Source organism: Devosia sp. FJ2-5-3 (assembly GCF_029201545.1).
Taxonomy (GTDB): domain Bacteria; phylum Pseudomonadota; class Alphaproteobacteria; order Rhizobiales; family Devosiaceae; genus Devosia.
Genome location: NZ_CP104007.1, coordinates 1005952 through 1020182 on the forward strand (window position 1 = coordinate 1005952; position 14231 = coordinate 1020182).

Sequence of the window (14231 nt, forward strand, 5' to 3'; positions counted from 1 at the left end):
GATTTGTAATATTCTATTCTTGACACTTTCTCGTTTTGGAATTCAATATTCCTGAACTGTGGGCCTCTTCTCGGAGAGCGGCCCGTATTGGTGCGACCGTCCGGAGCGGGCGCCCTAAGGAGGTATCTTGGCTCAACTGTCACTGCGCGGCATCAAGAAGCGTTTCAAGGACACTGCGGTGCTGCACGGGATCGATCTCGAGATCGGGGATCGTGAATTCGTGGTGTTTGTCGGACCATCCGGCTGTGGCAAGTCAACCCTCCTGCGGCTGATCGCCGGGCTCGATCCGATCACCGACGGTGAGTTCATCCTCAACGGCCAGCGCATGAACGATGTGCCGCCCTCGCGACGCGGCATCGCGATGGTGTTCCAGTCCTATGCGCTCTATCCGCATATGGACGTCTACGAAAACATGGCCTTTGGCGCGCGGCTGATGGGATTGACCAAGGACGAGGTCGAGGCGCGGATCGCCGAGGCGGCGCGCATGCTGCGACTGGAGCCGCTGCTCCAGCGCAAGCCGCGCGAGCTTTCGGGTGGCCAGCGCCAGCGCGTCGCCATCGGGCGTGCCCTGGTGCGCAAGCCGGCGGTGTTCCTGCTGGACGAGCCACTCTCCAACCTCGATGCGGCGCTGCGCTCGGAAGTCCGCCTGGAAATCGCCAAGCTGCACCGCGATATCGGCGGCACCATGATCTACGTGACCCACGACCAGGTCGAGGCCATGACGCTGGCCGACAAGATCGTGGTGATGAATGCCGGACGGATCGAGCAGGTCGGCAGCCCGCGCGAACTCTACGAAACGCCGGCAAATACTTTTGTTGCCACCTTCATCGGATCGCCGCGCATGACGCTGGTCGATGTCGAGCGGCGGGGCGATACGCTGGCGATGAAAGGGGAGGGCGGCAGCGTGACGCCGGGGGCCCTGCCGGAGGAGACCAGGCTCAAGCTTGGCTTGCGTTCCGATGCGGTGCGTCTGTCGCGAAATGGCGGCGAAGGATTTGCCGGGCAGGTCGTCTACACCGAATATCTTGGCGACAACGCCTATGTCTATGTGCGCCTTGCCGACGGCACCCTGCTGGCCGCGCGAACCACGCCAAACGATCTTTATGCGCCCGACGAAATCGTCACCATCGGCCTCGAGCCGGCCGGCGCGCACTATTTTTCCGCCGATACCGGTCGGCGGCTGGTCCCGGTCGGGACCTGATCGAGCTCATCAAGGAGGGAATAATGAAAACCAACATCGTCCGCATCGGCGCAGCAGTCGCCGCACTGATCATGGCCGCACCGGCCATGGCCCAGGAATTGACATTCTGGAGCTGGCGCCAGGAAGACCGCGCCGCCTATGAGCAGTTCATCGACACCTTCGAGGCTGCCAATCCAGGTATCACGGTCAAGTTCGAGACCTTTGAAGCCACCAATTACAACACCATCCTGGCGACTGCCCTTGCTGGCGGCACCGGTCCGGACCTGGCACAGGTTCGCGCCTATGGTGGCCTCGAGAATCTGGCCGTTGGTGGCTATCTCGAGCCACTGACCGCCGAGAACGTTCCGGCGATCGCCAATTTCAACCCTGCGGCCCTTGCTGCCGAGTCGATGCGCGCGGACGGCACGCTCTACGCCGTTCCGTTTGCCAGCCAGACCCAGCTGGTCATCTACAACAAGACCATTTTCGACCAGAACGGCATTGCCGAGCCCAACACCTGGGAAGAACTGGTTGCAGCTTCCCAGAAGCTCAAGGATGCGGGCGTCATTCCGTTTGCCAACGGTACTGCTACGGCATGGCAGAACGAGACCGTGACCTTCGGCCTCGGCTCGACCCTGTTCGGTCGCGATTTCTACGACGAACTGATCGCCGGCACGACCGACTTCACCGATGAGCGCTTTACCTCGGCCCTGGGCGACGTTGCCGCGCTGGCCAAGGACTATTTCGCCGACGGCTTCATCGGCCTCGACTACCCGTCCGCCCAGCAGCTGTTTGCTTCGGGCATGGCCGGCATGTTCGTGGGCGGCTCCTATGAGCTCTCGACCTTCAAGACCATGAATCCCGACATCGAGATGGGCATGTTCGCCGCTCCGGGTCGCGCCGCTGACGACGAAAAGCTCGTCGCCATCTATTTCGACGGTGGCTATGCCATCAACGAAGCCGGCAAGAACAAGGAAGCCGCGTTCAAGTTCCTGAACTATCTGGCCAGCACCGAATTCGGCCAGTCCATGGCCGACACGCTCAAGACCCTCTCCGCCGTTCCGGGAGTCAAGTTCGACAGCGCCGATCTGGCCGAGATCAACGAGCTGAACCAGCACTCGATCCCCTATCTGATGCTGGCCCACTTCCGCTTCGGCGAGCCCTCCGGTTCCGTTCTGATCCAGGGCGAAATGCAGAAGCTGTTCTCGGGTGAAACCACACCGGAAGCCATTGGCGAAGCCCTGACGTCAGGTCTTGCCGCCTGGTACGAGCCGTTCAAGAAGTAAGAGCTCACGCTCGTCACATCCCCACCTAGCCTCCCCCTGTCAGGGGGAGGGACAGTGCGGTGGGTGTGGCAAGGATCTGCCAAGCACAAAGAACTTCTCCTCCCCCTGGAAAGGGGGAGGTCGGGTGGGGGTGGCAAGTCCGCCCCCTAAACCAAGCGAGTCCAACGACAATGCCCCAACTTCGGATGACCGGCCGCGGCCTCTGGATTACCGCGCTTATCGTGCCGCCACTGGCCTTTGTGGCGCTGTTCATCGTCTATCCGATCATTTCCGCGTTCGCCTATGCCTTCTTCGACTGGCAGGGCTTGCGGCGGGGCGCGTTTGTGGGACTCGAGAATTTCCACACTGTGCTGTTCGTCGAGCCCTATCGGAGCTGGACGCTCAACGCCTTCAAGAACAACGTCATTGTCTTTTTCGCGCTGATGGTGCTGCAGAACGGGCTCGGGTTTATCCTCGCCTATGCGCTCTGGCGCGAATTGCCCGGCGCGCGCTTCCATCGGATTGCGGTGTTTCTGCCGGTGGTGCTTTCGACCATTATCGTGGCCTATCTGTTCAAGCTCTTTTACCACCCGCTGTTCGGCGTCGTGAACCTGACCCTCCGCTCGATCGGGCTGAGTGGGTTGGCGCAACCCTGGCTGGGGCAGAGCGGGACGGCGTTGTGGTCGATCATCGTAGCCCAGGCCTGGCACATGGTGGGCTTTCCCACGCTGGTGTTCCTTGCCGGCATGCAGCGCATTCCCGGGGAAATCCTCGATGCTGTGCGCATGGAAACCGAGAGCGAATGGGTGAAGATCACGAAAATCGTCTGGCCGCTGGTGGCGCCGAGCGCGACGATCGTTTTCACGCTGCTGTTCGTGGGGGCGTTCAACTGGTTCGAGCTCCCCTATATCATGGCGGGGCTGGACGGCTCGCCCTTTGGGTCTTCGGACGTGCTGGGGCTTTATTTCTACCGCACGGCATTCGGCAATGTGTCGGCCGGCCAACAGGACTTCGGCCTTGGTAGTGCTTTGGCCGTCCTGATCTTCCTGTTCATTGCGCTGGTGGCGGGCGTCATCACGACACGCCTGAGGGCCCGGGAGATCCAGCTATGAGCGCGTCCTCGAGCATGCACTACTCCGACCGCAAGGGTATTCTGGGAACGCTGGGGCGCGATGGGCTGCTGCAGATCATCCTGATTGCCAACACGATCATCATGCTGGCGCCGATCGTCATCATGGTGTTCTCGGCCTTCAAGACCACGCCGCAAATCTTCCAGTCACCGTTTTCGATCCCCGACTTCACGCAAGTGGCGAACTTCGTGAAAATCTGGACGCAGACGAATTTCCTGCGCTACCTGCTGAACTCGTTTGCCGTCACCGGCGCCTCCATGGTGCTGATCCTGACGCTGGGGACCATGGCGGCCTATGCCATCGGCCGATACGAATTCAAGGGCTCGACCTTTATCCTGATGTTCTTCCTGGCCGGGCTGACATTGCCGCTCAAGCTGGCCATCATACCGCTGTTCATCCTGATGCGGGACCTGTCGATCCTCAACAATCAGCTCAGCCTCATCTTCGTCTACACGGCGATGGGCCTGCCCTCGACCGTGTTCATCATGACCGGCTTCATCCGCACCTTGCCCAATGAACTCGAAGATGCCGCGCGTATGGACGGGGCGAGCGAGGCGCGGATCATGTGGGCGATCATGCTGCCGCTTGTGCGTCCGGCCATGGTGATCGCCGCTATCCAGAACGTCGTGCCCATCTGGAACGACTTCTTCTTCCCGCTCGTGTTCATCCAGAACGATGATCTGAAAACCCTGCCGCAGGGACTGACCACCTTCATGGGCGAATATACCACCGACTGGGGCGTGCTGTTCTCGGGGTTGACCCTGTCTGCGGCGCCGATCATCATCATCTATATCCTGCTGTCCAAGCAGTTCATCGCCGGCATGACTTCAGGTGCGGTAAAGTGAGGCTTCCCAAGGGGCTGATCGTTTCCTGTCAGGCGCGCGCGGACAACCCGCTGCACGGGCCGCAGTTCATGGGTGCCATGGCGCTCGCCGCGCGTGACGGCGGGGCGGTGGCGATCCGGGCCAACGGACCTGGAGACATCGCAGCAGTGAAATCGGCCGGTCTGCCAGTGATCGGCATCCATAAAGTTTTTTCGGACGCGTATCCGGTCTACATCACGCCCAATTTTTCGGCGGCCGAGGCCATTGTTGCAGCCGGCGCCGAGATCATTGCGCTCGACTGCACGATCCGGGCGCGCGACGGCGATGCCCCCGAAGTTCTCGTGCGGCGCATCCGTGAGGAGCTTGGCGCGGAAGTCTTCGCCGATATCTCGACACTGGATGAGGGGCTGGCAGCGGCTGACTGGGGCGCGGACTATGTGGCCACGACATTGTCGGGCTACACCGAGGCGACCGAGCCAAAACCGGATACGCCGGATCTGATGCTGGTGGAACAGCTTGTCGCCCGCCTGAGTGTGCCGGTCATCGGTGAAGGGCGCTACAATACTCCCGATCTTGTGCGCCAGGGTTTTGAGGCGGGTGCCCATGCCATCGTGGTGGGAACCATGATCACCAATCCGCGCGAGATCACGCGTGCCTTTGTGCGTCAGGGCGTGGCCCGGTGAACAAAGGACTACATCTCGGCCTGGATATCGGCGGCACGGCCAGCCGCTGGGTGATCTGCGACGATGCCGGGGCGGAAGTCGCGCGCGGCAAGGCTGGCGGCGCGACCGGTCATATCTTCAATCCGGCGGAAAACCAGCGCCTGCGCGATGCCCTTAGTACGATAGCCGCCGACATTGCCGCTGCGGGGCAGGGCGTTGCGAGTATCACGCTGGGCATGACGGGCTTCGGCCCGGCGGTGTCTGGCGAGGTCAAGGACATGCTGGAGAGCGTGTTCGGTGCAGCGCGGGACCGGATGATCGTCGTTGACGATGTGCTGCTGGCCTATCTCGCCAATTTTGCGCCGGGCGAGGGGCATCTCATTTCTGCCGGGACCGGCTCGATCGGTGTGCACATTGCCGCCGACGGCACATTCACCCGGGTCGGTGGTCGCGGCATTCTTATCGACGACGCAGGCTCGGGCAGCTGGATCGCGCTTCGGGCGCTGGATCGGATTTATCGGGTACTGGACCAGGCGGGTTCGTTTGCTGCAGTCGATGCCCTGGCAAAGGGGCTTTTCGCCGAGGTGGGCGGTTCGGACTGGAGCGATGTGCGCCAGTTCGTTTACGCTGGGGATCGCGGACGGATCGGCAAACTGGCCGTGGGTGTGGCAAGAGCTGCCGAGGGCGGAGACGCAATTGCGCTCGATATTTTGCGCACCGCAGGGCGCGAGCTGGCAATGCTGGCCGAGGCGCTCTCGACAAGGATTGGGCCGCGCCCAATGGGCTTTGTGGGTGGCGTCCTCAATTTGCATCCAGTGATCGAGGACGAAATCCGGAGGCGCCTTGCGGGGCAGGATGTGCGTCGGCTCAGCGCCGATGCGAGCCTTGCCGCGGCGCGGATCCAGGCGGGTGATCCGCAGGGCTGGCGGGGCGTGCTCGAGGCTATGGCGTAGTTTTTATCCGCATCCAGTTTATGACCCTTAGCCCTCCCCACAAGGGGAGGGTGTCGCCGGTGGGCTTGGCAAGCGGGCGATCCAGATCCGGCCGTCCAGCTCAGTTGTTCTCGGCCGGTAGCGCATACGCGATGACCGCGTCGCTGATGGCGGTTTCCATGAAATGGTGGCCGCCTGGAGCGATGACGATGTATTGGCGTCCGTCGATTTCGTAGCTGATCGGCGTCGTCTGGCCACCGCCCGGCAAGCTATCGGTCCAGACCGTTTCGCCGGTCTGGATGTCGATAGCGTGGATGAGATCATCCGTGGTGGCGGCAACGAAGATCAGCCCACCAGCCGTGATGATCGGGCCACCATTATTGGGCGTACCGATATCGAGCGGCAGGAAAGTCGGCAGGCCAAAGGGGCCGTTATTGCGGGCCTGGCCGAAGGGACGATCCCAGACGGTCTCGCCGGTAGCCAGATCGATGGCGCGGATGCCGCCATAGGGAGGCTGGGTGCAGAGCAGTCCCGTGGGCATGCGCCAGCCGGCATTGACGTCAATGGCATAGGGGGCGCCGATCTGAGGGCCGGCTTCGCCGAGGGAAGTCTCTGCCTGCCCGGAAGCATCATAGATGGGCGCCAGTCCGGCCGCATCGGCCTCCTCGCGCGGGACGAGGCGGTTGTGGTTCGGCATGTTGTTGTAATTGGCGATGAGCAGGCCACGCTCCAGGTCAACGGCGACGCTGCCCCAGTCATTGCCGCCATTATAGCCTGGGTATTGGATCCAGTGCCGGTCGGTGGTGGGGGGCGTATAGATGCCCTCATAGTGAGACTGGCGGAACTGGATGCGGCACCAGAGCTGGTCGAGCGGTGTCATGCCCCACATGTCGGCTTCAGTCAGGCCGGGAAAGGCCAGGGTATGATAGGCCGAGAAGGGCTGGGTGGGCGAGAGATAGTCGGGCTCGACGCCGCCCTGGGGCACTGCGCGATCTTCGACGTCAAACAGCGATTGGCCCGTCGCCCGATCGAGGATGTAGATGTCGCCCTGCTTGGAAGCGAGAACCAGTGCGGGAACGGTCCCTTCGGCGGTCGGAAAATCGATCAGCGAGGGTTGCGAGCCGAGGTCATAATCCCAGACATCGTTGCGGACAGTCTGGAAGTGCCAGATATCTTCCCCGGTGGTGACATCGACGGCCACTAGGGACGTGGCATACTCGTTTTCGAGTTCGCTGCGGTTGGAGCCGTAGTAGTCGACGGAAGAATTGCCGAGCGGCAGGTAGACGAGGCCGAGCTCTTCGTCGGCTGCGGCAATGGTCCACATGTTGGGCGTGCCGCGCGTATAGACCTCGCCTTCCAACGGCGCGCCGCGATTGGAGGGATTGCCGAGGTCCCACGCCCAGGCCAATTCGCCGGTGACGGCATCATAGCCGCGGACGACGCCCGAGGGTGCATCCTCATCCTGACCGTCCTTGACCTGCGCACCAAGCACTGCAACGCCGCGCACTATGGTCGGCGGGGAGGTGACCGCGTACCAGCCGGGAACAGTGTCGCCGATGCCGTCCTCGAGATTGACCTGGCCCTGATTGCCAAAGTCCGCGCAGGGCTGGCCGGTCTGGGCATCGACGGCGATGAGTCGTGCGTCGAGGGTGCCGACGAGGATGCGGGTGGCGCAGGCGGCGTCGGGGGATAATTCGGGAGATTCATAGTAGGCGACGCCGCGACAGGTGGCGCCATAAGGGATGGCGTCAGTCGATACGCCGGGGTCGTAGCGCCATTCCTCGAGCCCGCTAGCGGCATCCACGGCGATAAGAATGTTCATGGCCGTGCAAAGGTAGAGATTGCTGCCAATCTTGAGCGGGGTGTTTTCAGGCGAGTATTTGCCTTCGGCCGCCTCTGAAGGCATGTCACCGGTGTTGAATTCCCAGACTTTTTCGAGTTGGCCGACATTTTCCGGGGTGATCTGGCCAATCGGGGAGAAGCGAACCGCCTCGTAGGTTCCGCCATAGGCAGGCCAATCGGCGCCGACTTCGGCAACAATGCCGGGTGCGCGGTTGGGCGATGGTGTTGTGCCGGCCGCTGGCTCCTCGTTTTCGGGGACGATTGCAGGAGCGATTTCGGCGTCGGGCTGCGCGGGTGCCGGGGCGAGGGTCGGGCCAGGCTCTGGTGCAGGGGCTTCCTGGGCAAAGAGGTCGGTCTGCTGAACGGAAGTCAGCACACCGCCGGAGAGGCCCAGGGCGCCAAGACCGACCAGAGAGGCGGCAATGGCGGCTCGGGAGGCGGCGAAGGGGCGTCGCAGGGCGGGGATCGCGAACAGGACGAGCAGAAGGATAATGGTCGGCGCAACGAGGCGCGGGACTTGCGCCCAGCCATCCATGCCGCGCTCCCATAGCGCCCATACCAGCGTTCCGAGGAAAGTGAGCAGGTAGGCCCAGACGCCGACACTGTCGTGGCGCCAGAGGAAGACAGCCGAAACAATGAGGCCGATGCCGGCAAAGAGATAATACCAGGATCCGCCGAGGGTTATCAGCCAGGCGCCGCCAGCGGCGATTGGAAGGCCGAAAATGATCATCACCAGAGCGAGTATTCGGACTGCCCAGAACCCAAATCCGTGACTCGCCTGCGCCATGTCATTTCTCTCCCTGAAATTTGGCCTATGGTCCGGAACGGGGGTAGAGGCCCAGGGTTCCATGATCGATCAGGATGAGGCGCTATCGACCGAAATAGGCGGCCAGGGCCTCTATGTCGTCTTGTGATAGTTCGCGGGCGATCTCCGCCATGATGTGCGCATTGGGCCCGCCGCGCTCGGCACCATATTCGGCAAAGAGTTCCAGTTGCGTGCGCAGATAGTCGATGTCCTGGCCGGCAAGACGCGGATATTCCGCGCGGGCTTCGGAATTGTGACAGGAGGCGCAGGCAGGGATGTCCCGGTCCGGGATGCCCGATCTGGCGATGGCGGCGCCGGTCGTTTCGTTGCCAGGGGGCAGGTCGCGGCTGCGGCCGAAATGGGCGGCGAGTTCGCTGATTTCGGTATTGGTGAGGCCGCGGCTGGCAGCGATCATCGTGCCGCTCTGGCGCATGCCGTCGCGAAAAGACTTCAGGGCCATTTCAAGATAGGCCGGGGATTGGATATCGAGCCGAGGGACGCCGGGCAGGGGCCCTTCGCCATTGTTGCCATGGCAGCGCGCGCAGTCATTGCGGGCATCGCCGGGTGTGAGGGCGGCGTAGTCTTCCGGAGTGATCTGCGGCAGGGCCTCGATGAAGGCGACCATGTCCCAAACTTCGTCGTCGCGCATCTGGCTGGGCCAGCCTGGCATGGCGGTGCGGCGGATGCCGTGCTTGACGGTGAAGAAGATGCGCTGGGATGGATGCCATTGCTGCATCCGCTCGGTGAGCAGGGGCGGGGGTGGGCTCAGAGTGTCGGCGAGAGTGCTCGCTGGATGGGTGGGGCTGCCGTGGCAGTCGGCGCAGACCATTTCATAGTGTCCGGCGCCACGCTGGATTTTTTCCCGGTCATCGAGCTCGGGCACGGCAATTTCGAGCGATCGCAGGGCGATCGACTGCTGTGCGGCCATGTTGAGATACCAGTCGATGATGGCTGGCGGGCCCGGCACTGCGGATATCGGCAGCATGCCGCTGAGGGGGAGGAGGACCAGGCCGAAAATCCCGCCGGCCGCACCGATGATGAAGGGTTTGAGGCGCTTCATGTCACCGTCTCCCGCCTGAGGACGCGGGCCATGAGCACCAGGCCGCCCAGGAGATAGATCACCCCGCCAATTGCCAGCATGATGACGCCGCCCAATTGCTGTTCGACGACGGGCGACATGGCTGAGCCGTGGTGGAGGTGATCGCCATAGATTGAGCGGGGCGCGAGGCTGATCAGGGCGCCCAATAGTGTCATGTGCATGGAGGTGAAAAACAGCGAGAGCGCACCGGCGAGGGCCGCAGTGCGGCGCGTTTCTGCCGTGCCAGCAAGGGCCAGGACCCAGACGGCGAGCGAGACCACGGCAAAGCTCAATTGCTCGAAGCCCAGCGCCCAGGGGTCGGTCCGCGAGGCGTGGTGGAGGGCGGGGGTGTGCCAGCCCCAGACCACGACGAAATCGAGAAGGCTGATCGCCACCGGCAGGGCCATCTGCGAGCGCATGAAAGGATGGCGGGCGAGGCGTGGGGCGAGACCGGCAGCGAGGATCGGCACGCCGATGCCGACCACGGCCATGTGGAGGCTCATATGCGCGACAAAGCTCCCCGGCACCATGCGCGGCAAGGGGCCTGCCCAGGCAAGGGCCAGGATGGCGAGGCCGAGGAGGGTGAGGGCGCGTGGGCTCATCGGCAGGACGAAAGGTAGACCACGGGAATGAAGACGTAGAGCACGGCGACAGCCGAGAGCACGCAGAGCATCAGCGCCACATGGCTGAGGAAGCGATGGCGCTCCTCGGGCGTATTATGTTCGAACTCGAAATCATTGTCGGTGACGCTACGGGCGCGAACGCTCCAGAGGCGGAGCGTGGAGGCGGCGATGCCTGCGAGGGCAGCGATAGTTGCGACGATGAGCCAGATGCGGATTTCCTCGAGAGAGGCGCCGCGGCCGGCCTTTTCGCAATAGACGGCCGCCAGTACGTAGCAGACGAGGAAGTGTACCGCCCAGATGATGGGCGCGGCGATGACCTTCCAGAGGTCGGTGCCATGGCCGGTTTCGCGTTCGATTTCGTTATTGGCGCGGTTCGCATTCATTGGAGTAGCGGAAAGCCTCCTATGATTGCTGAGGTCAGGACGACGCTGAAGCCGACGAAGTGCCAGTAGAGCGAGACGTTCCATATATCGGCGTCGTATTTCGGGGTCATGCGGCCGAAGATGGATCGCGCGAGGCAATAGGCCTGCATGATCATACCCACGCCGAGGTGCAGGACCACCCAGACCACGAGAGCCCAGACGATTGCCGGATAGGCGTGGAGGGTCGGGTCGAGGCCGGTGGTCCAGGGACCTGCCATGATGGCAAGGCCGCAGCTGGCAGCGGCGACCAGCCCTATGACAAGCAGGCCCCGCGCCAGCCCGACCGAGCCGGAGCCGTTGGCAAGGCGAGCACCGAAGGTGGCGCCCCAGGCAAGAAGTCCAAGACAGAAGGCGACAAGGGGCCACTGCCAGCCCGGCCCGGTTTCGCCCGCAGGAGGGAAATCGGTGTGGATGGTCCAGAAGAAGAAGTAGCCGAAGACCACGGAGAGGTAGGCGGTGAGGTCGCCGGTCATGGTGATGAACATCGCCCACCAGCCGGTCGATTTCGGCCCCGAGACGTAAAGGGGCAGGTGGCGGCCGTCGCCGATGTCCTTGGTATCCTTTTCGGGGTGAACGCCTGTGCCCGTCCATAGCCAGTAGAGCAGGACGGCCAGGAAGAAGACGCCCGAAAAGGCGGTGATCCACCACCATTTGAAGACGGTGAAGATGAACACGCCGCCGAGACCAAAGGCGGCCAGCATGGGCAGGAAAGTGGGCTTGCCGACACGCAGGACCTGGATGGGTTCGGCATCGAGCACGGAAGTGACGAGGGTCTCGCGCTTGCCTTCCTCCGCGCTGGGGAGGAGGCCTCGCCCCTGATCGATCGTGTTGAGGAGGTCCTTGTCGTCCCAGAGGGGGTAGCGGCTGTTGATGGTGGGAATAGAACGAAGGCCCCAATTGTCGGCGGGCACCCGGCCCGCCCATTCGAGCGTGCCGGCGTTCCAGACATTGCGAGCAACATTGGGTTCGCGGCTTTTGGGGCGGACGCAATCCCAGACGAAGAGCAGGAAGCCGGCGGCAAAGATGAAGGCGCCCATGGTCGAGGTCATGTTGAGCGCGTCCCATCCCCGCTCGGCGCCATAGGTGTAGACGCGGCGCGGCATGCCCAGAAGTCCCGTCAGGTGCATTGGCAGGAAGGCGATGTGGAAGCCGATAAAGATCAGCCAGAACGACCAGATTCCCAGCACGCGGGACAGCGCCTTGCCCTGGGAGAACGGGTAATAATAGCGGATGCCGGCGAGCACAGGGAACAGCATGCCGCCGATAAGGGTGTAGTGCAGGTGCGCGACGATGAAATAGGTGTCGTGGGCCTGGAAATCGAAGGGGGCGACGGCCACCATGACGCCGGTCAATCCGCCGATAATGAACGTAGCCAGGGCTCCGAGGCAGAAGAGCATCGGGACTGTCCGCACCACAGTGCCAAGCATGACCGTGGCGATGAAGGCAAAAAGCTGGATGCCGGTAGGGATGGCCACCGATTCCGACGCGGCTGAGAAAAAGCCCAGGGAAATGGAGGGCAGGCCGGTGGTGAACATGTGGTGCACCCAGAGGCCGAACGACAGGAAGCCGGTGCCGATGGCCGAGAGCACGATCCAGGAATAGCCGGCGATGGGCCGCTGGGCGAAAGTCGGGACGATCATGGCCAGGAGCGCGATGGCCGGCAGGAAGATGATGTAGACCTCCGGGTGCCCGAAGATCCAGAACAGGTGTTGCCAGAGGATCGGGTCGCCGCCGCGCCGGACGTCGAAGAAGGGCCAGTCGAAGGCGCGTTCAAGCTCGAAGAGAAAGTCGCCGGCGATGAGCGGCGGAAAGGCGAAGAGGATCATCGCGCCCACCACCAGTACGTACCAGCCATAGAGCGGGGTGAGGTTGATATGCATGCCCGGCGCGCGGCATTTGAGGACCCCGACGATCAACTCGACCGCCGCGGCGATTGAGGCCACTTCGATGAAGCTGAGGCCGAGCAGCCATATGTCGGCGCCGATGCCCGATTGCTCGGTGGAAAGGGGCGGATACATGAACCAGCCGGCGTCGGGGGCGGCGTCGAAGAAGATGGAGCCGCAGACGAAGACGCCGCCGATGAGGAAGCACCAATAGCCGAAGGCCGAAAGGCGCGGGAAAGGCAGGTCGCGCGCCCCGAGCATGGCCGGCAGGATGAGGATGGCCACTGCCTCGAAGATCGGGACGGCAAAGAGGAACATCATCACCGTGCCATGCAGGGTGAACATCTGGTTGTAGGTGTCCGCGCTGACGAGGGTGTTGTCGGGCACGGCCAGTTGCGCGCGAATGATGAGGGCCAGCGCGCCGGCAAAGAGCATGAAGGCAAAGGCGGTGGCGATGTACCAAAGGCCAACGACCGAATTGTTGACGTCCGAGAATGCCCGCCAACCGGTGGGCCGCTCCCAGACTTTCGCCAATTGCTGTGCTTCGGCGCTTTTATCGGTCATCGGAGGTCCATGAGAAAATCGACGATGGCCGCACGATCGGCATCGGGCAGGGTGGCAAAGGAGGGCATGCGGGCGCCGCGCTTGATGTGGGTCGGCGCAACAATCCAGTCGTCGAGCGCTTCCCGACTGAAGGGCAGGGTGCCGGCAGCGATGGTTCGGCGGCTGGCGAGATGGGTGAGGTCGGGGCCGACGGAGCCGGCTTCGCTGACGCCGCGCACGATGTGACAGGCGCCGCAGCCAGCGGCCAGAAAGGCTGCGCCGTTCGTGCTTGTGGCGGGTTGGGCCTGAGCTGAAAGCCAGGCTTCGTACTCCGTTTGATCGGAGACGATGACCGGAAAGGCCATGAAGGTATGGGAGGGGCCGCAGAATTCGGCGCAGACGCCGCGATAGACGCCTGGTGTCGTCGGCCGAAGGCGCAGCAGATTTGTCCGGCCGGGAATTGCGTCGAGCTTGCCACCAAGCGAAGGTATCCAGAAGGAATGGATCACATCGGTACTGGTGAGGACGAACTCGACGGTGGAGCCGGCGGGCAGGTGAATCTCGTTGGCGGTGTCGACCCGGGCGCCATCCTCGGTTTCGTACGAAAAGCGCCACCAATATTGTTCGGCAGCAACGTGGATGCGCACATCAGGTGGATCCTGTTCACGCCAGCTTGGCAGCAGCGCAAGCCCGACCAGCAGCAGGATCGCGAGCCCGATTGTCGGGAAAGCCACGCCGCCTATGAAAATGAAACGATCGGCGAATTTCTCGCTCCGGGGGCGTTTCTTGCCGAGCACGGCATAGATGGCCGCACCCATGATGATGCACCAGACGAGGGCACCGCCAAATGTCATGAACCAGAAGAGATCGGAGAGTTCAGCAGCATCCTGGCCGGCGGGATGGAGGGCGCTCTGCTCGGGATTACAGGCGGATATCAGCAGCGACGCTGCCAAAACTAGCGCTAGGCGGACAGTATTTCGAAATGAGTTTGCCGCGTCGCGTCGCATCTGCCCCCACAGGATGATCCGTCAATGGAACGCAG

At 62.9% G+C, this 14231-nt stretch carries 12 protein-coding genes; 6 read left to right on the plus strand and 6 right to left on the minus strand.

Features of this window, described 5'->3' with window-relative positions:
• The first annotated feature begins 127 nt into the window (after nucleotides 1-127).
• The 6 genes from ugpC (at nucleotide 128) to N0P34_RS04880 (ending at nucleotide 6014) form a co-directional block, all read left to right on the plus strand.
• Nucleotides 128-1201 (plus strand): sn-glycerol-3-phosphate ABC transporter ATP-binding protein UgpC, encoded by a 1074-nt coding sequence (ugpC, locus tag N0P34_RS04855; RefSeq protein WP_275605885.1) that lies wholly within the window; start codon nucleotides 128-130, stop codon nucleotides 1199-1201.
• 23 nt (nucleotides 1202-1224) lie between these two features.
• On the plus strand, nucleotides 1225-2466 hold the full coding sequence (locus N0P34_RS04860) for an extracellular solute-binding protein (RefSeq protein WP_275605886.1): 1242 nt from the start codon (nucleotides 1225-1227) through the stop codon (nucleotides 2464-2466).
• Between the two features lie 170 nt (nucleotides 2467-2636).
• Nucleotides 2637-3557, plus strand: coding sequence for a sugar ABC transporter permease (locus tag N0P34_RS04865; RefSeq protein WP_275605887.1), 921 nt, complete (start codon nucleotides 2637-2639; stop codon nucleotides 3555-3557).
• A complete protein-coding gene (locus N0P34_RS04870; RefSeq protein ID WP_275605888.1) occupies nucleotides 3554-4420 on the plus strand; it encodes a carbohydrate ABC transporter permease in 867 nt (288 codons plus the stop codon). Before N0P34_RS04865 ends, N0P34_RS04870 begins: the two co-directional genes overlap by 4 nt.
• Entirely contained in the window at nucleotides 4417-5082 is a 666-nt protein-coding gene (locus N0P34_RS04875; protein ID WP_275605889.1) for an N-acetylmannosamine-6-phosphate 2-epimerase, read from the plus strand. The genes N0P34_RS04870 and N0P34_RS04875 overlap by 4 nt, the downstream gene beginning before the upstream one ends.
• The gene (locus N0P34_RS04880) at nucleotides 5079-6014 is read left to right on the plus strand and encodes a BadF/BadG/BcrA/BcrD ATPase family protein (protein ID WP_275605890.1); all 936 of its coding nucleotides are present in this window, start codon (nucleotides 5079-5081) and stop codon (nucleotides 6012-6014) included. The genes N0P34_RS04875 and N0P34_RS04880 overlap by 4 nt, the downstream gene beginning before the upstream one ends.
• 100 nt (nucleotides 6015-6114) lie before the next feature.
• Here N0P34_RS04880 and N0P34_RS04885 read toward each other — a convergent pair whose 3' ends face one another.
• From N0P34_RS04885 to coxB, 6 genes are all read right to left on the minus strand, one after another.
• Nucleotides 6115-8622, minus strand: a complete 2508-nt coding sequence (locus N0P34_RS04885; protein WP_275605891.1) for a membrane-bound PQQ-dependent dehydrogenase, glucose/quinate/shikimate family — start codon at nucleotides 8620-8622, stop codon at nucleotides 6115-6117.
• A gap of 82 nt (nucleotides 8623-8704) precedes the next feature.
• On the minus strand, nucleotides 8705-9700 hold the full coding sequence (locus tag N0P34_RS04890) for a c-type cytochrome (protein WP_275605892.1): 996 nt from the start codon (nucleotides 9698-9700) through the stop codon (nucleotides 8705-8707).
• Entirely contained in the window at nucleotides 9697-10320 is a 624-nt protein-coding gene (locus N0P34_RS04895) for a cytochrome c oxidase assembly protein (RefSeq protein ID WP_275605893.1), read from the minus strand. The genes N0P34_RS04890 and N0P34_RS04895 overlap by 4 nt, the downstream gene beginning before the upstream one ends.
• On the minus strand, nucleotides 10317-10724 hold the full coding sequence (locus tag N0P34_RS04900) for a hypothetical protein (protein WP_275605894.1): 408 nt from the start codon (nucleotides 10722-10724) through the stop codon (nucleotides 10317-10319). Before N0P34_RS04900 ends, N0P34_RS04895 begins: the two co-directional genes overlap by 4 nt.
• Entirely contained in the window at nucleotides 10721-13210 is a 2490-nt protein-coding gene (ctaD, locus tag N0P34_RS04905; protein WP_275605895.1) for a cytochrome c oxidase subunit I, read from the minus strand. The genes N0P34_RS04900 and ctaD overlap by 4 nt, the downstream gene beginning before the upstream one ends.
• Nucleotides 13207-14142, minus strand: coding sequence for a cytochrome c oxidase subunit II (gene coxB / locus N0P34_RS04910; RefSeq protein ID WP_275605896.1), 936 nt, complete (start codon nucleotides 14140-14142; stop codon nucleotides 13207-13209). The genes ctaD and coxB overlap by 4 nt, the downstream gene beginning before the upstream one ends.
• Nucleotides 14143-14231 lie beyond the last annotated feature (89 nt).

Excerpts from the sequence above, each read along its gene's own strand:
- ctaD (WP_275605895.1), bottom strand. The coding sequence starts at position 13,210 with ATGACCGATAAAAGCGCCGAAGCACAGCAATTGGCGAAAGTCTGGGAG.
- N0P34_RS04885 (WP_275605891.1), bottom strand. The coding sequence starts at position 8,622 with ATGGCGCAGGCGAGTCACGGATTTGGGTTCTGGGCAGTCCGAATACTC.
- N0P34_RS04870 (WP_275605888.1), top strand. The coding sequence starts at position 3,554 with ATGAGCGCGTCCTCGAGCATGCACTACTCCGACCGCAAGGGTATTCTG.
- N0P34_RS04865 (WP_275605887.1), top strand. The coding sequence starts at position 2,637 with ATGCCCCAACTTCGGATGACCGGCCGCGGCCTCTGGATTACCGCGCTT.
- N0P34_RS04895 (WP_275605893.1), bottom strand. The coding sequence starts at position 10,320 with ATGAGCCCACGCGCCCTCACCCTCCTCGGCCTCGCCATCCTGGCCCTT.
- N0P34_RS04860 (WP_275605886.1), top strand. The coding sequence starts at position 1,225 with ATGAAAACCAACATCGTCCGCATCGGCGCAGCAGTCGCCGCACTGATC.
- N0P34_RS04890 (WP_275605892.1), bottom strand. The coding sequence starts at position 9,700 with ATGAAGCGCCTCAAACCCTTCATCATCGGTGCGGCCGGCGGGATTTTC.
- N0P34_RS04900 (WP_275605894.1), bottom strand. The coding sequence starts at position 10,724 with ATGAATGCGAACCGCGCCAATAACGAAATCGAACGCGAAACCGGCCAT.